Source organism: Amycolatopsis sp. CA-211722 (assembly GCF_056828465.1).
In genome coordinates this window covers 7437822-7459553 of the sequence record NZ_CP184752.1, presented here as the reverse complement: position 1 = coordinate 7459553, position 21732 = coordinate 7437822, and the positions used below count along the sequence as shown (strand labels likewise).

The following is a 21732-nucleotide window of genomic DNA, read 5'->3' as shown; positions in this document are numbered from 1 at the left end:
GGTGAAGGGGACTTTCCGCTCATCGCACGAGCGGAAAGTCCCCTTCACCCCGGTCGTGCGGTCCTCGTGAGTGGTGGAGTCCCGGGAGGGGTTGCGAAAGCCACTTTCGCAACGTTGGAGGTTGTGAAAGTGGCTTTCGCGGCACCCGCGGCCGGTGCGCGAGCGAGCGACGGCACACGCCGCCTGTGCCTTGCCCCTCAATAGAACCCAAAACGCCACTCACGACCCACGCGAGCAAGGTCAGGGGGCCTGATCCTCGTCGTCGGCCGCGGTGTACATGATCTCGATCACGACATCGTGCGCCTGGCCGTTCTGCCCGCCGGTGCGAGCGCGCGACTCTCCGACCCGGAGGAGGTGCTCCGCGACGGTCGAAACTTCCGTGTCGGGACCGAACCGTTCTTGCCGGCGACTTCTCCTTGCATCCTCTTCGCGGCTGAACCATTCGACCGCGCGTGCTTTGAGCGCGTCGGCGCGCGCCTTGGCCCGCGCCGAGGCGTGCGACGTGCCGGTGGCAGGGGAGTCGAAAAGGCCGGTGATGAAGACGTGCGGGTAGTCGAATCCGGCGTTCGCCGCGACCTGGAGCGAGCGCACGTAGATGTGGCGGAAGAGGTTTTCCAGATGCTGGTTGCCGTCGCGGAGGACATTCGACCCCGTCGGGAAGCTGACCTCGACCTGCCGGGGGAGCGTGATCGGCTCCGCGCCGGGGACCGGTGGCCTGGCGTAGGCGGCGCCGGGTGGAGCCACATGGGCGTCGAGGACGGGCTGGGCCGGTGCGGCCGACGTCGCGGGCGCGACCGCCGGTGAGGCCAGGTAGGCCGTGGCGGCCTCGGCGGCCATGGCGGAACGCTCCTCCGCCATGGCCGCTCGCGCGGCGTTTTGCGCTGCGGTCAACGGCTGCCACGGAGCAGGCTGCGCGGCGAGGCCCGAGTCCTGGACCGCGTCCGTGTGGCCGAGCTCGTGTCGCCATTCAACGGGCGCCCGCGCGTGGACTTCGACGAGTTCACCGTCGCGGAACAGACCCCACCGTAGAGAGAAAAAGGTCCGGCCCTCGGGTAGGAGCTGGTCGATCGGTGCGAGGACCGAGCCGCCCAGGGTCTCGGAGAGGATGGCGGCGAGCGACAACTCGGGCCGGGCCGGTTGGCTGGGACGCTGCCCCGGCTGTGCACCGGCACGGTCGGACAACAGCAGCACCCTGTGCGAGCCTGGCGCCATATCGCGTACCCATGTCGCGAAGTCGCGATAAGAAACCCGGTTGCCGTCCCTCAGAAGCACCTCACCGTGGAGATTCGGCTCGGCCCAGATCGCCAGTACACCGCGGAACGGACGCAGCGTCTCCCAGCCTGCCCCCAGGACATCCGTCCACGGCGGGAAGATCATCGCCCCGCCGGGCGACTCCATGGCCAACGCCGGGCCTTCCGGAACGAGGAATCCGAGCTCGGTCATGCGTCCTGGGTCGAGCGGGGGAGGAAAACGGAGTGGCCCGAGCCTCGACGAGTCCACTCCGTGAGGGGCCCGATAGGTGAACGTGGGTACCCGCGCCGGAGCCTGAGGAAAGGCCGGTACCTCGACGAAAGCGCTGCGACGACGTTCCGTCAAGGTGCCGCCGGCGCTTTTGGGGGACTGGGCACGGCCGCCCGAAGTGGCCACGATCGCCCGTGCCAGCTGCCCGGGATCGGTGCTGGCAGTGCCGGACTCCCGGTTTTCGTGCTCCCGCCTCAGGCCGGTCAGGATCCGCCAGCGCACCGATTCCGCGCGTTCCAGACCAGTGGCGGTGGCCTGCGCGGTATTCAGGGCGTTGCCGTACCCGGTGATCTCGATTCTGGGAAGGGGAGTTCCGGCCCGCTGGGCGTTCACCAAGGGGGAATAGAGAGCTGCTCCCAGATCGTAGAGTCGTTGCAGGACGGTGTACTCGATACCCGAGTTCAGGGTCGAGCGGATGCCTTGAGGAAATCTGATGGTCTGGCTTGTGGGGTTGAGGATGATGGCGTCGGGGTGGGGGGTGTCGTCGGGGTGGAGGGGGCGTGCGCCGTGGTGTTCGGTGATTTCGGTGTGGGGGCTGGTGGTGGTGTGGATGGTGCCTTGGTAGCCGAGTTCTTGCGCGGTGGTGCGGATTTGTTCGGTGTGGGTGGGGTTGGGGAGGCAGGTGACGAGGAGGATGTCGTGGTGTTTCCAGGTGGCGCCGAGGTGGGTGAGGGTGGTGTCGAGGGTGTGGAAGAAGGTGGCTGGGTCGGTGGGGTGGGGGGTGGTGTAGCCGGTGTGGTCGTGGTGGGCGAAGACGAGCCGGGCGCCGGGGTGGCCGAGTTGGGTGGCGAGGTCGTGGCGGGCCGCGGCGGCGCGCAGGATGGGGGCTTCGTTCTCGGGGAGGAAGCCGACTCCGGTGATGGTGCCGTCGGCGTCGATGATGCGCTGGTAAAGGGTGCTGGGTGCGGATGCGTGGTCCGCGGACGAGGCGCCCGCTACTTCTTCCGGTATCTCCCGGAGGTTGAACAGTTCGATGACGACTTCGTGGGTGGGGGCGCCGTCGTAGGGGCGTGAGCCGAGGCGGATGAAGGACTCCAGAAAAGATCTGCTCTCTTCCGGGGAACCCGCGTCGAATGTCGATTCACGGCGTGCGGCTCGCTCTTCGAGTTCCTTGGCCATCCACTGCACTGCCAGCTCTTTGATGGCTCGCGCGCGAGTCTTTCCCAGCTGTTTCGACCTTGGCGTGTTTTCTGCGAGAGCGGTGATGACCACCTGGGGAAAGGTTTCCGCCTCGTCATAGGCCTCTTGGGCGTGAAGGTATACCTGCCGAAAGAGTCGTTCGAGTTCGTTGCGGTAGCGAAGTTCGATTCTGTGCGAATCCGGTGAGAACTTGATCCTGGTTCGTTCGGGTAGCTTCACCGGCTTGGAAGCGCTGGGCAGCGGCGGCGGTGGGTTGATGTAGGCCTCGGCGGCCGCGGCGGCGGTCGCTTCTCGTTCCGCGACCAACCCGTTCACGTCTTGCGCGGTCTCAGGATGCCGCGGGTATTCCAAGCGGGTGGCGGCGACCGCGTCAGCAACCGAAATGCCCGCGCGTCGCCAAGTTTCGTGACGTTCGTAAACGCCGAGCAGGGTGCCGTCCTGGAAAAGGCCCCAGTTGGTGGCGTAGTGTTCTTCATCCCCGTACGTCCAGATCGTGCCGGTGAGCGGGGTGAGGACGCGGCCGTGGGTGGCTGCGGACAGAATTCCGGCGAGCGAAGACGCGGGTACGCCGGGCTGGTTCCCGGCGCGTCCCGGCTGTTCGCCGCCGTGATCGGCCAGCAGCAGGAGCCGCTGGGAGTCCGGTGCGCCGTTCAGCATCTCATGGACCCAGGTCGCGAAGTCGTGGTAGGACAGGCGGATTCCGTCCCGGAGCAGCACCTCGCCGGAACGGTGATCCACATCGAGCCGCAGCGAGATCACACCCGGATATTTTCGAATCCAGCTCCAATCCCCTGCCACCCCGAACAGGTAGAGGGGGAAGATCATCGCCCCGGACGGGCTCTCCATGGCCAGGGCGGGACCCGGGGGCACGAGGAATTCCCGGGGCAGCCTCACCGGATTGTCCTCACCTTCGAACCGAAGGGGCCCCAGCCATGAGAGGTCCACACCGGAGGGATTCCGGTACGTGAACGTGGGAACCCGTCCGGCGGGCAGCGGCAGCGCCGGGATCCGCACGAACACACCGCGACGGCGTTCCTCGAGATCGCGGCCGCTGCTCAACGGGGATCCCGCTCGGCCGTGAGTGATCTTCAACATCGCCTGGGGCACGAGGGCGAAGTCGGGAATCCTGTCGGCGGCGGGCCGGTTCTGGTGGGCGACGTTCAGGCCGAACAGCAGCGCGTCGACCACCGAATCCGCGCGGGCGACACTCGTGGCCATGGCCCGCCCCGGACGCCGGGAGTTGCCGTAGCCGTGGACCTCGATCTCGGGAAGCTCGCCCCTGGACTCGTAGGCGTTGAGCAGGCCGTCGTAGAGGGATTCTCCCAGCTGGATGATCCGCTGGGCCGGATGATCGGCGTTGAACCAGTCTCCCGCCATCAGGTCACGGGCCCCTTTGGCGAAAGTGACCGTCTGGCTTGTGGGGTTGAGGATGATGGCGTCGGGGTGGGGGGTGTCGTCGGGGTGGAGGGGGCGTGCGCCGTGGTGTTCGGTGATTTCGGTGTGGGGGCCGGTGGTGGTGTGGATGGTGCCTCGGTAGCCGTGTATTCGTGCGGCGGCGCGGAACTGTTCGGTGTGGGTGGGGTTGGGGAGGCAGGTGACGAGGAGGATGTCGTGGTGTTTCCAGGCGGCACCCAGCCCGGCGAGGGCGTCGAAGAGGCCGGCACCGTCGGTGGGGTGGGGGATGGTGTAGCCGGTGTGGTCGTGGTGGGCGAAGACGAGCCGGGCGCCGGGGTGGCCGAGTTGGGTGGCGAGGTCGTGGCGGGCCGCGGCGGCGCGCAGGATGGGGGCTTCGCTGTCGGGGAGGAAGCCGACTCCGGTGATGGTGCCGTCGGCGTCGATGATGTGCTGGTAGCGGGTGCCAGGGGTGGCCCGCAATGGTCGGATGGGGCCGGGGAAACCGGCGCCGACAGTGGTCGCACCTGAGCCGAGCGGTGTCGTCGCGGGGCGGGTGAGCGCACTGTGTGCATGGGCGGTGAGCAGGTACTGAGGGCCGGTGACCTTGTGGAGGCGCATCTGGCGGACCAACTGCGTGAGCCGCTCCGGGTTGCGGGAGTCGCGCAGGGACGGCGTGTCGGCGAGGATCTGTTCGACGCGAAGCCGCAGGAGGTGGTGATAGGCGGGGCGATCGGCGGGCAGGAATTCGAGCCGGTCACCGTGGAGGTCGGCCTCGGCCACCGTCTCGGTGATCACGCGGAGCAGAGCCGGCTCCGGCCCGGTGACCCCGTCCCGGCGCAGTCGCGCGGCCAGCTGCTCGACGGTGTCGGTCTTATGGGTCCAGGCGGTGGCGTAGGCGAGATGCCCGATGATCTCGCGGTGGCCGGTGTCGGCCGCGTCGAGGATTCCGCCCAGGATCGCGCCTGCCGGTCGTGGAACGAGCAGCGCGCGGGCGGCCTCGATGTCCATGGCGGGGAGACCGAGGCGGCTTTCCACCATGGGGTGCAGGCCACGGAGTCCTTCATGGACGCTGTATCCCCGCAGACGGTCCACCACGGCGGGAGTGTCGAGCCCGGGTTCGGTGATCAGCAGCGCGTCGATCAGGGAGTGGATACGCGGATGGTCGCTCGGCCTGGCCGCCGAGAGGATCCTCCGCTGGTCGTGTACGGCGGAGTCGACCGCCTTTTCGGCGTTGCGCACGAGGTTTTCGCCGCCGAGGAGGCCTGCCTGCTCGGCGCGATGCGCCAAACCTGCGGCGGTGTCCCGCGGGTGGTCGACGGCCAGTCGCCACAGCAGAAGAGTGGCCGGGCCCGGTTCGTCCGGGTCGAACACCCCCGGCCGCCGGTCTCCTCGATACGTCGGATGCCACGCGGAACCTTCGGCTTCGGCCCGCGCCAGCGCCTCGGTGATCGCCGTGTTCAGTTCCGGGTGCCGGATGCCTTCGGTATTCAGCTGGAGGCGTACCGCGGCAGGAGTGAGGCTTCCGTGCGCGTCGACCACCTTCCTGGCCAGGATTTCGGCGATCTCCCGGCCGGTCACCAAACCACCGGTGCGTCCCGCTACCTGGGACAGCGGTAGTGACCGGTTCCCCGTCGAACGGCTCGAGAACTGTGCTTCGACCCAGGCGTTCAGGTGAGAGGCGGGGGCGAGACCGGGCGCGTTGTCGACCCGGAATCGCTCCAGCACTCCGGCCAGCGTTTCGAGGGGAAGCCCGGCCAGGCGCGACATGGTGGGCAGCGTGGCCCGGTCCAGCAGCGCCCCATCGGCTTCCGGCTTCAAGGAAGCGACTTCAGCCACCGGAGCAGCAGGGGCGGGCAAGGCGGGAACGGCTGTGTCATGCGAAACCGCTGACGACTCCGCTTCATCCCCCTCGGCGAACCCGAAGCGGATGGCGCGACCGGAAGCACCGCCCCCCTGTGGAGTCTGGTCGTTCCCGGAACTCGCGCCGCGCGCTTTCGGAGGCAGAAGTGAGGCACCGGCGTCCGGATCGATCTCGACGATCTGATCCGTGATCACGCGAAGGTCGCCGGTATAGCCGTTGTCGTGCGCCAGCTCGCGGAATCGGTCGGCTTCGGCCTGGCTGGTTTTGTACGAGGCCAGCAGGATGTTTTCTTGGCGCCAAGGGAGGACGCCGTCTTGCACGAGCGCGTCGAAAATCCTGAACAGTACCGAAACGTCCGCCCGGCGCGAGCGATCTTCCCCACGCGGGATCAAGTACCGGTCCCGGACATGGTGAGTGAAGATCACCCGGGAGCCCGGATGGCCCAGCTGAGCGGCCAGGTCGCGGCCTGCCATCGCCTCGGCGAGAATTTCGGCCTGCTCTTTGTGTCGGAAGGCAACCGCGCGGATGACCCCGCCACTGTCGACGTAGCGGTGGTAGACCGAGCCGTCTATCTCGCCTCGGACCGCCGCCACCGTGGCGGGCTCGGGGCCGAGGATGAGAGTGCCGACGGGGTGTTTGCCGTTGTCGACGAGACGGATGCCGCCTGTGGGGGTGAAGGCGACGGGCTTGTTCGGATGCGCGACGGTGAGATTCAGGTGCTGCCAGCCGGTTCGCTGGCGGATGAGCCGGGTGAGGTTCGTTCCCGATGCGGGGGTGACATGGCAGGAGAACAGCGCGATCGTGCCGATCGAGCCTCCGGCCGCGATCGAGGCGGGCAGGTTGGCGAGGACCTCGGCGAACTGGGCGGGGTCGTGCCGCAGGTCGGTGTCGGGGAGAAAACCGGGGAGGACGAAGGCGCCATCCCGGCGGTGTTCCCGGGGGACGACGACGCGCAGGGTACCGGCTTCCGGTTGAGGGAAAGCGTTGAAGATGTTCTGGGCGAAGACATCGCGGACGAAGGCGACACCGCCGGGGAAGGGCATCGCCCTCACCGGCCTCCCGGCAGGTGAGGGGACAGGGATCGAAAAGCCGCCAGGTAGCGGGACGTCGGAGCGGATGGCGAGCACGGTCTGCGTGTGGTCGCGCAGAACGTTCTCCGGCGTGGTGATGTCCCGTTCTCGCAGCGCCTTGACGAGGCCGGTCAGCCCGTCGGGATTGTCGGGATCCCGGAGTTCCGGATCGGACAGCAGGATTTCGCCGATCCGCTGGTGAAGAGCATTGCTCACGACGGGGAGCGCCGGTGCCGGGGCACTGCGCCGGGCCGCTTCGGCCGCCGCCTGAACGACCAGTTCGGTCAGCGCCGCGGGATCCCCGGCGATCCCCTCCTCGACGAGCCGGGCGACGACTTCCTCGGTAGTGGCTTCCCTGTTCAGCATGAAGGCGGCGTACGCCAGATTTTCGATCAGGGGGCGATCGGTGTCCGGTGACCGGCCGGCGAACGGCCGTTCCGGCTCAGGACGCAGTGTGGTCCTGCTGCTGCGGGCGATCTCCTGATAGATCTCGGGCGTCCGCTTGGCTGTCCGGGCCAGATCGGACTTACGGGCGGCCAGCAGCGCGCGAAGCTTCGAGACGTCGCCGGTGATGTTGTACGAGGGCAACAGTGCCATGACGGAGTCGACCGTGGCGCCGGGTTCGGTGATGAACAACGCGCCGATCACGGTTTGGAGTCCGAGGCGGTCGCTGGACACGTCGACGTCCAAGAAAGGGTGCCGGCGCTGATGCCGGACGGCGATGTCGATGACGCTTCCAGCGCGCTCAACCAGGTCCGGGTGTCCGGTGAGTCCCGCTTCTTCGGCGCGGCGCGCGATCTGAGCCGCCGTTTCCCGGGGATGATCGATCGAAAGAAGCCACAGCCCAGCCGTCACCTCATCGACATCGTCGAAGCGCGTGGTCTCCTCGCGAGGTGCGCTGTGGCCCGACGATGCAGCGCCTTTATCAGCGTTCAGAGTGATGGGACCGAAGGGGGCCTCGGGCTGGGTCGTGGGGTCGGCGAGCAGGCTCTCCATGGGGATTCTCAGGAGCACGAGCGCCTGAGCTTTCAGCGCTTCCTGTGGCCCGGTGATATGCCGCATCCGCATATGGGTGACCAGCTCGTTGAGCCTGTCGTGTGCGTGCAGGGCGGGGGTGTTCCGCAGGATGCCCCCGATACGGGCACGGACCGCCTCGCGGTTCCCGGGATCGGTGACGGACAGCTCGGCGAGCCTGTCGCCGTTCCGGGTCGCTTCGGATATGGCGGCCGTGGCCAAGGCGATCAGCGATTCGCGTGAACCCGAGATACCTTCGAATCGCAAGCCGTCCGCGATCTGGTCCGGGGTGGCCGCCTTGTCAGCCCACGCCGCGGCGTAGGCGACCCTCATGACCAGGTCACGGTCGAGGTCCACTGACCGGCCCGCGAACAGGGGGACAGGATCAAGCGTGGGTAGCCGAGCGGTGCTCAGGATGTCACCACTGTGCCGTCCACCGTCCTGGGCGCGCAGGCTGTCGAGTTCTTTCTTCCTGTTGGCGACCGCGTTACGCAGGCTGGCCGAATCCGCCTGGACGTTGTACTTCCGTAAGAAGGCGAGCATGGAGTTGAGGTCCATGTCGGGATGTTCGACCAGCGCGGCGTCGATGAGGGCGTTTATCCGTCCATGCTGTTCTTTTGAAGAGAAGGGCAACAAGGGATGGCGGCGCCCGTGTCGCTCGGCCATCCGGATGGCTTCGGCGGCGCCCGACATGAGCTCCTTGTGTCCGGTGAAGCCGGTCACATCGGCGCTGCCGGCTATCCTCCCGGCGTCCCATCGGGTGTTGTCGGCTGCCAGTCGCAGGAGCAGTACAGAGAGATCGTTGGGTGCTTTGGCATTGAATTCCTCGTGAGTTCTGGCGCCACGATAGATGGGGCCCCACAATGTCCCTTCGGCTTCTGCGGCGCTCTTTGCCTTGGTGACCGCTGGAGAGGTCCCCTTCCCTTTTTTGACCCCTCTCCGTGTGAGGAGAGTTGTCAGGAGTTTCCGGTCGATCATCCCGAACTCGTCAACGATGTTTCTGGCCAGCGCGTCGACGATTGGCTCATGCAGTGGGTTCTGCGGGTCGAGCTCACCCGTGCCGAGGATAGGGCGAAGATGCCAGTCGATCTCGATCGTGGGATCGCCGAACAGGTCCGAGTCCGATGTTTCCAGTACTTGGGTGGCGTAAGGCGACAACTCTTCCTGACCGCCGGTGATGTGTCGCATCCGCATGTGTTTCACCACTGCGTTTACCGAGCCCGCCGAGCGCAGGCTCGGTGTGGTCAACAAGATGCCGGCCACGCGATTCCGGATGGCGTCCCGGTGGGCGGGAAGAGCGGTCTGCAGAAGTTCGAGTCGATCGCCGTTCTTTTGCGCCTCGGCCATGGCGTCGGCGACGAGGCCGGTCAGGTTGTCGGCTGAACCGGTCACGCCCAGTTCACGCAACCGGTCGGTGAGTTGTCCTTGATCGGCGGTCTTTTCCGCCCAGGAGGCGGTGTAAGCGAATTTTTCTATCAGTCCTCGATCTTTCGGCTCGTCGGCGTTGAGTGGTCGATCCAGGAATCGTCGCGCCGGAGCGTCCTTCTGGGCAGAGCGTGATCGGCGGCCGTCCTTCTCGGCTGCTTTGATGGCCTCTTGGGCGTCCTTGAGTTGTCTTGTGTAGTGGGCGAGGAAGCCTGCCTCTCGTGCGCTGCGGACGATTTTCGCGGCATCGAACTCCGGCTGGGTCGATGCTTGCCAGTACATGAACACCGTCAGTGAGTTGACGTTATCCGGATCGAACTTTTCCGAGATTCGGCGACCTTGGTAAACCGGTTGCCACAGCAAGTCGTCCTTTTCGAGCCGGTTCCGTGTCGCCACGGCCAGTTTTTCGGCATTCCCTTCTGGTCGAAAAGTGCGTCCGTGCTCTCTTGCGTAACTCACGATGCCTCGGACGCCCAGGTCGCCGTGGCGAAGGTACAGCTCGGTGAAGGTGGAACGGAGCAACTCCGCCTGCTCGGGACTGAAGCCGTGATTCGGGTCCTCGTCGATCCGAGGGCGTTTGGCGCCGGATTCGGAGTCCGTCGGCTTTCCGCGTTTGCCGCCGCCGAGGATGAGCGTGCCGGGGGGCAGACCGGTGGGTTGATCGATGGTGGCGACGATATCTCCGGCGCGGGTGATGGAGACGAAGCGGCCAGGGCGGGCGGAGGTGAGTTCGATGTCGAGAGCCGAGCGGGCGATGGCGGCGAGCTGGTCGGCGTGGCCATCGGCGAGATTGCAGGCGAAGAGCTCGATTTTCCGGTAATTGTGCCAGCCCGCCAGCCGCGAGGGCAGGTGTTCGAGGGTTTCGACCAGGTGCGCGGCCTGGTGAGGGACGGGCCGGGCGTCCTCGCCGGGTAGCGGGAAGTAGCCGTTCTGGTGGTGGACGACCAGGGTGAACACGCCCGGTTCGGGGTGCGGAAAGGCGTTGAGAACGTTGGTGGCGAAGGCGTCGCTGACGAAAGCGGCCCCACCGCCCTCGGGTAACGGGATCACCCTGATCGGTCCCAAGGGGGAAAAGGTCGTGATGCTCGGGGAGGGTGACGGCCTGGCCGGGACGGTCGAGTGCGGGCTGGGTTGGGTCACGATCCGGCCGGACAGTTCTTCGGCCTGGGTGATGGTGATCGACCAGCCGGACATTTTCGCGATCCAGTCCGCCGGGTATTTCTTGGCACGGTCGGTGGCCCAGTCGCGGACCAGGTTCCGGGTGGCGGTGGAGGTCGGTAGTCCTGTGCTGTCGCGGGACAGGTCCAGTTCGGGCAGGAAGGTCGCCTGGAAATGTTCCAGCATCGCCCAGAGCGAGGGCTGGGTCCGGTTTGTCTCCGGGTCGAATCCGACGACGAATTCCCGGATGTCCCCGGGAACGACGAACTCCGGCCTGCTCGCGCTCGACTCGGTCTTGCGTCGCTTCGTCGGACGGAGTTCCAGCTGGGAAACGTCTCCTTGAGCTGTGGTGGCCGCTGGTCCAGCATTAGCGCGGGCACCGACCCGCCACCGGCTCACAGCCGAAGGCTTGACGAGGCCACCGGACTGTTCGGCTGTGTCGGGGCCGCTCAGGTATTCGGCGCCGGTGGCGAGGACCCAGTTTTTGACCAGGGCGCGGCCTCGGGGTGGAAGTTCGTTGTTTCTGTTGGGGGTGAGGTCTGTTGTGGTGGCGTGGTTGTTGTCTAGGAGGAATTGTTTAAGTGTTTCGGTGGTGCCGGGGGGCCGTCGCCAGGCGCCTGTGATGGTGAGGGTGTCCGCGTCGGGCAGTGCTGTTCCGCCCGCTGCCAGAAGCGTTTGCTTCCGCCACTGATACACCGAGCGTAGTGAGGCGAGGCCTCCGGACTGTTCGGCGGTATCGGGAGCGCTCAGGTTCTCGGTGCCGGTGGCGATCACCCAGTTCTTGACCAGGGCCCGAGTCCAGGGTGGAAGTTCGTTGTTTCTGTAGGGGGTGAGGTCTGTTGTGGTGGCGTGGTTGTTGTCGAGGAGGAAGTCTTTGAGTGTTTCGGTGGTGCCGGGGGTGCGTCGCCAGGCGCTGGTGGTGGTGAGGGTGTCCGCGTCAGGCAGTACTACTTCCCGCGGTGCTTGCCGGCGCCACCGGCACACCGAGATTGACGAGACGAGGCCTCCGGACTGTTTGGCTGTCTCGGGGTTGCTCAGGTATTCGACGGTGGCGGTGGCGATGACCCAGTTTTTGAGCAGGGCTTGGCCTCGGGGTGGAAGTTCGTTGTTTCTGTAGGGGGTGAGGTCTGTTTCGGTGGCGTGGTTGTTGTCGAGGAGGAATTGTTTGAATGTTTCGGTGGTGCCGGGGGTGCGTCGCCAGGCGCCGGTGGTGGTGAGGGTGGCTTGGCTGGGGGTGTCGGATGGTGCGAGGTGGAGGGTGTTGTCCAGGCCGGGGTCGGTGGTGGTGATGGTTCCGTCGGGGGTGATGTAGAGGGGGGTTTCGGTGTGGGGGACGGTGAGTTGGAGGCCGAGGTTGGTGTGGATGAGGTCCGCGAGGTCGTCGCGGTGGGTGGGTGTGAGGTCGCAGGCGAGGAGGGTGATGGTGGTGTGGTCGCCCCAGTTCGTGAGTGCCGGGGGGAGCTGGTGGAGGGTGCGGATGAGTTGGTCGGGCCGGTGGGGGATGGCGTGTGGGTGTGCGGGGAGTGCGAACAGGCCTTGTCGGTGTTGGGTGATGAGCCGGAAGACGCCGGGTTCGGGGTGGGGGAAGGCGTTGAGAACGTTGGTGGCGTAGGTGGCGGGGATGAAGGCGATGCCGCCGTTGCCGGGTAGGGGGATGGCGGTGACGGTGAGGCCGTCGTGGGTGGGGAGGGGGATGGTGTGGGTGCCGGGTAGTGGCTGGTGGGTGGGGAGGGTGTAGACGGTGTGGGCGATGTCGCGGAGGGCGTCTTGGGTGCCGGTGATGTGGTTGCGGCGCATGTGCCGGACGAGGCGGGTGGTGGCCCGGGCGGGCTCGAGCGCGAACAGTTCGTCGTGGTTTTTCAGCACCAGCGATCCTGTGCGCCGCTGGAGGGCGGTGTGATCGGCGGGCCGGTCGGCGGAGAGTGTGGTGTGGCGGTCACCGTTGGCGTCGGCCTCGGCCAGGACCCGGGTGATCAGGGGTGTCAGGGCGCCGTCGGTGTCCCGGATGCCTTCCTGGGTCAGGAGGGTGACCAGGTGCTCGACGGTGGCGGTTTTGTGTTCCCATGCCGTGGCGTAGGCGAGTGAGTCGATCCAGCTGTGATCGGCTTCGTTGGCTACGTCGAGGAACCGGCCGTGGTATGTGCCGGTTGGTTGCAGGGTGGGCAGGCCGAGCTGCCGGGCGGCTTCGGCGAGCGCGGGATCGTCCTGCAACGCCTGTCTACGCTCGCTCACCAATACTTGTAAGACTTTGTCGTCTCCGTGCACGTTCACCTCATGCAGTGAGTTCATCACCTGGTGCCGTGTGGGCGAAGGGGTGTTCGCGAGAATTCGGTCGATCAGGGCGATAATCCTGTCACGGTGGTCCGGCTTGGCGGCCTTCAGGTACGCGTGGCGGCGGCCGTCGTTCGTGGCCGCTTCCATCACGGCTCTCGCCTCGTCCGCCAGCTGTTTGGCGTCAGCGGCGAAACCGGCCGCTGCCGCGCTGGAGGCGATCGCGGTCGGGCTCTTCGTGCGGTCGGTGACGACTTGCCGGTACAACCAGGCGGTGAGGTCGTCGGTGTGGCTGTCTTTTCCGGAGTTGCGGAGTCCCCGGTAGGTGGGCAGCCACAGCTCGCCGCTGTCTAGGAGGCGTGCTCGTTCCGTGGTGAGATGCTCGCTCATCTCTTTGAACGAGAGCCTGCTTTTCCTGTTGGGGTTCGGCCACCTGGCGGTCAGGTAGCTGATGTTGAGGTCGCCGAAGTCGAGCAGGAGTTGCTTGGCCGTCGAGGCGAGTCCCTCCTCGGCCGGTGAGATGTCCGGGCCGTTGCCGGTGGGTTCGGTTTCGGCGCCGATGGCCCGTGCCGCGGAAGGGAGGTCGTCGAGGTCGAGCGGGGCGAGGGAATAGTCCTGGGTGAGTTCTTCGGCGGGGGTCTCGAGGATGGTTTGGGCGATGGTTTCGAGGTCGTGCTGGGGGCCGGTGATGTGCCGGGTCCGCATGTGTGTGACCAGGGCTGTGACCGGGGCCGGGTCGGTGGAGGCGTAGAGGGCGGGGGTGACGTTGACGATCGCGGCGGTCCGGGCGTGGATGGCGGCGTGCTGCCCCTTGTCGGTGGCGTCGAGGAGGGGCAGCCGGTCACCCTGGCGGGTGGCTTCGCCGATGACCGTGGTGACGATCTCGCGGAGAACGCCGGGATCTCCGGTGATGCCTTCATCCAGTAGCAGGCGGGTCAGCTCGTCGGCCGTGGCGCTCTTGTGTTCCCACGCCGCGGCGTAAGCGAGTTTCTCGATCCAACCCCGATCCGCCGTCTTGGCCACGTCCAGGAACCGGCCCAGAAACGCGCCGCTCGGCCGCAAAGCGGGGAGCCCGAGTTCCCGCGCGGCAGCGGCCAGCGCGGGATCGTCCTTCAACGCCTGTTCCCGCTCGGTTATCAGTCCGCGCAACGCGGCGATTCCTCCGTGCACGTTCAAGTCATTCAGTGAGGTGAGTGTCTTGCCTTGAGTGCGGCGGGTGGTATTCGCGAGAATCCGGTCGAGCAGCGCGATGATTTTGACGCGGTGTTCAGGTTTACTGAGTATCAGATAGGGGTGGCGGCGGCCGTCGATTGCTGCCGCTTCCGCCGCCGCGTCCGCTGCGTTCGTGAGTTTCGCATAGCTGGAGGCGAAGCCTGTTTCCGCCGCGGTTTTGGCTATCGCGGCAGGATTGCTCGTCTGGTCGGCGACGACTTTTCGGTAGACCCACGCGGTGAGATCATTCAACTCTTCTTTGCTGAAATTTTCGACATTGCTCTTCCCTCGATAAAGCGGACTCCACAGGGTGCCGGAATTGGCCTGATTTTCCCTTTCCTGCTTGAAGTGCAGGTGGAATTGTTTGTCGAATAGGCCCTGTGGGAAGATTTCGCGGGGAATCGAGTAGGAGAGCCACCGGTCGGAGAGGTTGCCGTACTGGTGGAGGAGCCTCGCTGAGACCTCGGCGAGCCTCGCCGAGGTCTCAGGGGCTTTGGGGTCGGCCACCATCGTGTCATTCCGGCGGCGTTTCGGTGCGAGGTGGAGGGTGTGGGGGATGGCGGGGTCGGTGAGGCTGAGGCCGCCGGTGGGTGCGACGAAAAGAGGGGTCTGGTGATAAGGGGCGTGGAGCTCGACGCCGAAGGTGGCGTGGATCGCGGGGGTGAGGCGGTCGAGCAGGGTGGGGGTGAGGTCGCAGGCGAGGAGGTCGATTTTCGTGTAGTTGCGCCAAGCGGCGAGCTGGGTGGGGAGGTCTTGAAGGGCTGCGATGAGCCTTTCGGGCCGGTGTGCCGGGTCCAGGGTGTGGTGTCCGGGTAGCGCGAAGGTGTTGTCGCGGTGTTGGACGACGACGCGGAAAACGCCGGGTTCCGGGTGTGGGAAGGCGTTGGTGATGTTCGTGGTGTAGCCGTCGGGTACGAAGGCCACGCCACCGTTGCCCGGTAGCGGGATGGCTCGCACGGGCTCGATCGGGAAAGAAGCGGGGACGTCGTGTGGTCGTGGCGTGGTGATCGCTGAGGGCTCGGGCATGGACGCTGACGGCGTGGGGTCCGTGAGGGCCGGGGTGTGGAGGGTGTCCGGCACGGTGGGGGGCCGTGTGGTGGCGGGTGCGGTCTCGGCGAGGAAGGACCGGGTGCTGTCCGGCAGCACCGTGTCGGCGGCGCGCGCGGTGGCGGCGAGGTGTCCGCCGGCGGTGTCGGGTCGCGCGGCGGGCAGCGCCGGTGAAAGGCTCGCGGTGGTGCTGAGCGGGGCGGCGGTGCGATCGGCCTGAACACGTGATGACGTCGTGTCCGGGCCGGTGGATCTGGCCTGGTTCGACGTGTCCGGCCGGGTTTCCGAGACGACCGCGGTGTCCGGGTTGAGGAGCCGGTGACCGGGAGGCGCACCGGCCACCACACTCGTGATGCCGTCGGGTGAACCGTGGCCAACCTCCGGCGCGAGGGTGTCCTGGGTGGCGGTTCCCCTGTTCCCCCGTTCCGGTGTCGCGCCGGCGGCAAGGGCTGTCTGACTGGCCGCGTCACTCAGCGGCGAGAGGGTCGTGGGTGCGGCGCCGTTCGCCGCGGCGGTGATGTGGAGGGTGCCGAGGGCGTGGGGGCTGGTGGTGTAGGCGGGGGTCTTCTCCAGGCGGAGGCCGGTTTCCGCGGGGAGGGTGGTGTAGGGCGGCGGCGTTTCGGATGCCTCGGGGGTTTTGAGTACGTCCTTGGCGGGCTTCTCGGTGCCGGGTTCTTTGGCGGTGTCCGGCTTTTCGGTGAGGGTGGGAATGGTGAGGTCGGGGATTTCGGGTGGGTGGATGGTGTCGAGGTTGGCGTTGGTGGTTCCGTTGGTGTGGCTGCCGCCGTAGCGGGAGAGGGCGCCGAGGGCGCCGAGGGCGGGGTTGCCGGTGGGGGCGCCGAGGGCGAGGTTGATCAGGGGTGCGGTGGCGATGACGGTGATCATTTGGCCGGTGGCGTAAGCGGCGTCGCCGAGGGCGGCGAGGGGTTTGTTGATGGTGGTGACGACCTGGCCGATGGTGACGTTGTCGGCGAGGAGGTCGTCGGGATGGCGGGTGGCGAGGCGGTCGCGGAGGCTGAAGGCGGTGGAGCGGATTCCTCCGGCTGCGGAGTGGAAGATTCCGGCGAACGCGCCGCCGAGTGCGCCTCCGACGAGGGAGGAGGTGAGGGATGTGGTGTCCCAGCCTTGGCGGTCGCCGTCGGCGATTTGGCGGGCTTGGACGCCGAAGTCGGTGCCGCCCATGAGTGCGGCGCCGAAGGCGGCGAAGCCGCCGGTTTTGATGGCGAGGTCTTTCGCGAACTTCAGCAACGCGGTTTTGGTGGCTTGCGACAGGCCACCGCTGAGGGAGAGTTGTCCCATGCGGGTGATCAGGGCCCGCCAGATCGCGGTCAGCGCCACCCTCGCAGCGGCGATGACGACCCCGGTGAACAAGGCCCCGATCAGCGTGGCCATCAAATGGATGATCGACGCCAGAGTGAACGCAGCGAAGACGACGAACATGACTTTGGTTTTGTAGACGTCGGCTGCGGCGTTCTGCGCCATTTTCGCCAGCTCACCCGCGGCCTCACCCAGCCCGGCGACACCGTCGGGGATCGTCGCACTCAGGAAGTGGGCGAAGAACTCCCCGGTCTCACCCTCCAAGACCTGCGGGACCGCCACACCGGCTGCCCGGGCAGCGGCCTCGAACACGCTCGCCGCGTCCTCGAACGCCTCCCACGCTTTCCACAACGCGACCAGGCCCTGATCGTCACTCTCCGGCCACGACAAGCCCAGAGTGAACTCCAGGAACTTCCGCACATCCGGCGGAATGTGCACACCCCCGTTGCTCAAGTGCGACACCTCCTCCGAACAACCAACCCGTCGTCTGCCTGCGGACACAAAACGGCCCGATGCAAGTCACCTTGCACCGGGCCGGTGGCCGCTATCAGGGCGGAAGTACCCGATCGGCCTAAACGGAGGGAATCACTTCGCGAACGAAACTCGTCGTCGGTCCAGGCTCAGCCGAGGTCGAGGCCGGGGGCCAGCAGCTCTTTGCGGCTGGAGAGCTGGAGCTTGCGGTAGACGCCGGAGAGGTGGAACTCGACCGTTCGCACGGTCAGCTCGGTTCTCGCCGCGATCTCCTTGTTGGTGAACCCGGCCCTGGCCAGACTGGCGACGCGATGCTCCTGCGGGCTCAGCGACTTGCGGGGCGGGGCCTTGTCCACCTTCCGTTGCTCGACGGCGACTTCCCCGGCCAGTCGGCGGTTGCCGATCTCGTGCGCGAGCTCCGCCGCGAGCGAGAACTGACCGGCCGCCCGTGGGGCATCCCCGGCGGCGGCAAGGGCCCGCCCGAACTCCAGGCACACCGTGGCGAGCTCGACCCGGGCACTGGCGACTTCGAGCAGCTGGACAGCGTCGCCGAGCAGTGCGACTTCCTGGCCCCGGCCTGCGACCATGGCCTTCACATACAGTGCGTAACCGACTCCGGCAGGGGCGCCGCAGTGCTTCGCGGCTTCGTGTTCACCCTCGGCCAGCGAACGGGCCAGGTCCGGGCGGCCGCACCCGGCGGCGGCGAACGCGGCCATGGCGCGCCAGTGCAGGACGGCCTGACTGGCCATGTGCTCGAACGCATGGGTGTCACCGCAGGTGACGAAGTCGTTCAGCGCTTCCTGGTACCGGCCTTCGGCGAGCCGGACGGTGCCGCGCGCGGCCAGCAGCAACGGCCGGTGGGCCGAGGGGCGCCCGGTCAGACCGTCGAGATCGCTTTCTTTGGCCAGGGTCACGGCTTCCTCGATCTCGCCCGACCGCACCAGGGTTTCGAGCTGCCAGGCCAGGGCAAGGTGTCGGACACTGCGTGGAACACCGGGCCCGACCAGGCGTGACAGCATGTCCCGGGCACCGGCCAGGTCGCCCGCCAGCCGGGCGATCTGCGCGCGGACCAGCGGCCACACCAGATCCGAGGCGGGGCCGGCAGGTCCGGTCCGGCCGGCGAGGCGGCTGCAATGAGCGTCGAGCGCCCGGATGGCACGGGCGATGAGCAGCACGGACACCGCCCGCCACACGCAGCGGAGGTCGTTCATGCACGGTGCGGTGGCGAGGGCGCGGTCGGCCAGCTGGGTCGCCAGGTTCCGGTCGATTCCCTGCAGCCCGACCGCCATGGCCTCGGTCGCCAGGCAATCCGGGTGCAGGGGAGCGGGAAGGAACTCCTGAGGCTCGTCGTGCCCAGGTATGGCCGGGGTTTGGGTGTGCTCGAAAAGCTGGGTCATCGCCTCGGCCTCGTCTGGACTCGCGCCGTCATCGGACTCTCTTCGGCCATCGCCAGGTCCCCGCTCGTGCTCCTCGATCTTCCGTCGCGTCACGACCGGATCGTCGATCCGGACATTTCGCCAACGACGTTAGGCCGCCCTTGGCAGCGCGTCAACTGCGGAAACCGCCGTTGAGACAACTTTTCACCTCGGATCGTTACAGTGGAGGGAAGAGCACGGAGCGGAGTCCGCCGCGTCCGGAGATGCCGAGTTTCCGGTAGACCGTGGACAGGCAGAGTTCCACCGTGCGGAGGGAGACGTGCAGCCGTCCCGCGATGTCCTTGTTGCCGAAGCCCAGCCTGGCGAGGTACGCGACCCGGAAGTCCTGGCGGCTCAGCTCGCGGTAGCTTCCTCCATCACCCCAGTTCCGGAGCGCGGTGTCGATGCGGTCGACCCAGAATCGGTTACGTGATCGAGCGGCGAGGTCCCGGGCCGCTGAGAGGGCCTGCTCGCCCTCGGCGAAGTGCCGTTCCAGGCTGAGCTTGGCGCCGAAGTCGTACCAGAGTTTGCGCAGGTCGGCGTTCGCTCCGCCGGTTTCCAGCAGGGCGGCGGCGGTGTGCAGGGGATCGGCGCCCTCGTAGCTGTCGGTGATGAGAGCGTCCACCCCGAGTGCCCTGCCGATGGGATTGGGGGCGCCCCAGCGGTTCGCCTCCACGACCTCTTCCCTGGCGAGCGCTAGCGAGATGTCCCGCCTCTCGATGGCGTAGGCGTTCCGGGCCGCGGCCGAGCGCCAGGGAATGACCGCGGGGTTGATCACGGACCGTTTCAGCAGTTCGCGCCCGCAGGCCATGAAATCCTCGAACGCCGCCTGCGGGCTGTCGATGGCTTCGTGGAGGAGTCCTCTCGACCACAGCACCTCGGCACGGTCGCCTTCGTCGTCGAGAGCGCCGGTCAAGCCGTTCCGGCGGAGCAGGTCTCCGGCGTCTTCCAAGGCGCCGAGGTCGATCAGCGCGGCGACGGTCCAGGCCACCGCCAAGCCGTGCTGCTGGCTGTGCACACCGGCGGCGAGCAGTCCGGTGAACCGGTTGGCCGCGGTGACCGAGTCCCCGGTCAGGAACGCCACCCTCGCGTGCAGCACCGCCGCCGCGTGGCGATGGCGCTCGGAGCTCGACCGGCTGGCGTTGTGCACCGCTCTCGCGCAGTGCTCCCGCGCGGACTCGAGCTGATCCGCGTACACGAGAGCCAGCACCGCGTACCAGAAAGTGCCCACTTCCCAGCGTCCAGGCGAACTCAACGCGGTTTCCGCGGCTTCGACCGCTTCATCGAGCTCGCCGATGCGGTTGACCACCGACAGCGCCTGCATGGCGATGGCGCGTTCGTCCGGGACGATCAGGCGTTCCCCGGCGGGCGGGGACTGGCCCGGCCGGGGGCCGCCGGCGACATAGACCAGGTCCGCCAGTTCGGCCGCGATGACGCCGGTGGGTTCGGACTGCAGGAGGCGGACCGCTTCCAGTGCGGCGTTGTTCGCTTCACTCCAACGGCCCAGTCTGGCGAGTTCGGCCAGGGCGCCTCGGTTGGGAGCAAGGCGATCGACGGGCGGCATCGCTCCTCCGGAGGTTCGAATCGGTACGGTCCAGCGATGATACCTGTCACGCAAAGTGACGCGAACTGAACCGTCGGTGTTCGATCGGGTGTGTTTTGGGGCGGGTTGCGGTGGACGTAAACACGGGAATCGTTCGAGAGGCTGACCTGCCTGCCTAAGGTGCTCGGAAAACTTCGGCCGGAGAGGATGAGGATGATCGGCGAGGACCCGACGGACCAGGAAGCCAGGCTCCTGCTGGTCGACCAGTTCTGGTATCCCGATCCGGACGACGAGGACGAGGAAGACCTGCCGCCGGAGGCGATCATCGGGCATTGGCCCGTCTCCGGCGACGGTCAGCTCGGCACCTTCTCGGCGAATCCGGATTACCTGCCGTCCGACGAGGAATCCCCGTCGGACCCGCTGGACGCGGTGCTGCACATGCTGGTGGACGGCGAAGCGAGGTCGGCGCACCTGCAGGTGATGATGGCCGGCTGTCCGCTCGACGTCGCGATGAACGGCGACGGCAGGCCGATGGTGCTCAAGGAAGAAGACGGCGCCTTGTCGCTGGTGGTGACCACCGGCGACGCCCACCGGGAACGGTTCCGCGCGCCGGACGTCCGGCGAACCGATCTCGCGGGTTTGGTGGACATGCTCGGAGAAGAACACGACGTCGTGCTCAACCCGGGCGGCCCGTCCGCGACGCGGCTCGCCAACGGGTTCGTGCGCTCCACGGCCGAATTCGGGGCCGACGAACTGGACGCCATCACCCAGACGTTCCGCGACATCGAGCAGCTGGTGATGACCGGATCGGAGTCCGAACTCGATCAGGCCGTCGCGACCACCTGAAAGTTGCGGGGTCAGCGCCGGAAGCGTCGCGAAAGCCACTTTCGCGACATCTGACGTCCCGAAAGTGGCTTTCGCGACGTGTTTGGTGCGCGGGCATGGGTGGCGTCTGCGTGTGCTGGGGTCGACGATGGAGGAATTGGGACGTTGAATGTCCCAATTCCTCCATCGTCGCCAGGGGCGCCCGGCCCCGGGTCTTGATCAACGGACGATCCGGGACACTCAACGTCCCCGATCCTCCGTCGACCACACCGGACTCCGGTACAAGCCCCACCCGGCGCCGAGAGCACCAGACCACCCCAATGGGTAAACAAATGCGAGTCCGTGAAAGTGGCTTTCGCGACACCGAGACCGGCGTCTGGGCGAGCGACCGAACACGCCTGACCGCCGTCCACCTCGATAGGGCTGAAATGAAGTCACACCAATGAAGATCCCTTCATGAGTGAGTACGTACTGCCACCGTCCGGCCCGGGCGGCGGGGCCGGCTATTCCACTTGCAGCCATCCGATGGATTTCGCGGTCCTTTGCGTGGTCAACGGACGCGCCGAGGTACGAGGCCATTTCAGTTACGACAGCCGGGACCCGTACACGGTTCGGGCCTTCTTCGCGCGAGGCGAGGACGATTTCGTCGAATGGGTCTTCGGGCGTGAGCTGCTGGCCGATGGGCTGCTGAGGAGGGCTGGGCACGGCGACATCCGGATCCGGCCGTCGTCCGACGACCACGCGCTGATCGTGATCGAGCTGACCAGCCCGTTCGGGACCGCGGTGCTCGCCGCGCCGCGCCAGGCGTTGGAGGAGTTCTTGGCGTGCGCCGCCGAAATCGTGCCCTTCGGTGAGGAACACCGGCTGCTGGACTGGGATTCGGAGCTGGAGCGCCTGCTCGCCGGAGAGCGCTGAACGACGCCGCGTGTTCGTGAGGGAAGTCCAGCCGATCCCGCCGGTATCCGGGGAACGAGGTTCTCCGGCGGCCGGGCCGAGGGCACCATTTCTCGCGGACAAGGGGTTCCCCCGCCGTCCGAACGGACTCGT

General features: G+C 67.1%; 5 protein-coding genes. 2 read left to right on the top strand and 3 right to left on the bottom strand.

From position 1 onward, the window contains the following. Positions 1-240: 240 nt before the first annotated feature. From ACOCEP_RS34550 to ACOCEP_RS34540, 3 genes are all read right to left on the bottom strand, one after another. Entirely contained in the window at positions 241-16884 is a 16644-nt protein-coding gene (locus ACOCEP_RS34550; protein ID WP_482333599.1) for a WXG100-like domain-containing protein, read from the bottom strand. A gap of 167 nt (positions 16885-17051) precedes the next feature. Continuing rightward, positions 17052-18299 (bottom strand): helix-turn-helix transcriptional regulator, encoded by a 1248-nt coding sequence (locus ACOCEP_RS34545; RefSeq protein WP_482333597.1) that lies wholly within the window; start codon positions 18297-18299, stop codon positions 17052-17054. A 196-nt stretch (positions 18300-18495) separates the two neighbouring features. Further along, a complete protein-coding gene (locus ACOCEP_RS34540; protein WP_482333596.1) occupies positions 18496-19881 on the bottom strand; it encodes a helix-turn-helix transcriptional regulator in 1386 nt (461 codons plus the stop codon). Positions 19882-20073: 192 nt separating this feature from the next. Between ACOCEP_RS34540 and ACOCEP_RS34535 the strand changes: the two genes are divergently transcribed. After that, positions 20074-20706, top strand: a complete 633-nt coding sequence (locus tag ACOCEP_RS34535; RefSeq protein WP_482333594.1) for a type VII secretion system-associated protein — start codon at positions 20074-20076, stop codon at positions 20704-20706. Between the two features lie 435 nt (positions 20707-21141). After that, positions 21142-21600 carry an SsgA family sporulation/cell division regulator gene (locus ACOCEP_RS34530; protein ID WP_482333593.1) on the top strand — a complete coding sequence of 153 codons (459 nt, stop codon included), beginning with the start codon at positions 21142-21144 and terminating at the stop codon, positions 21598-21600. Positions 21601-21732 lie beyond the last annotated feature (132 nt).

Bases quoted from the DNA above. Each gene is read 5' to 3' on its own strand.
- ACOCEP_RS34540 (WP_482333596.1), bottom strand. From the start codon at position 19,881: ATGCCGCCCGTCGATCGCCTTGCTCCCAACCGAGGCGCCCTGGCCGAA.
- ACOCEP_RS34545 (WP_482333597.1), bottom strand. From the start codon at position 18,299: ATGACCCAGCTTTTCGAGCACACCCAAACCCCGGCCATACCTGGGCAC.
- ACOCEP_RS34530 (WP_482333593.1), top strand. From the start codon at position 21,142: ATGAGTGAGTACGTACTGCCACCGTCCGGCCCGGGCGGCGGGGCCGGC.
- ACOCEP_RS34535 (WP_482333594.1), top strand. From the start codon at position 20,074: ATGATCGGCGAGGACCCGACGGACCAGGAAGCCAGGCTCCTGCTGGTC.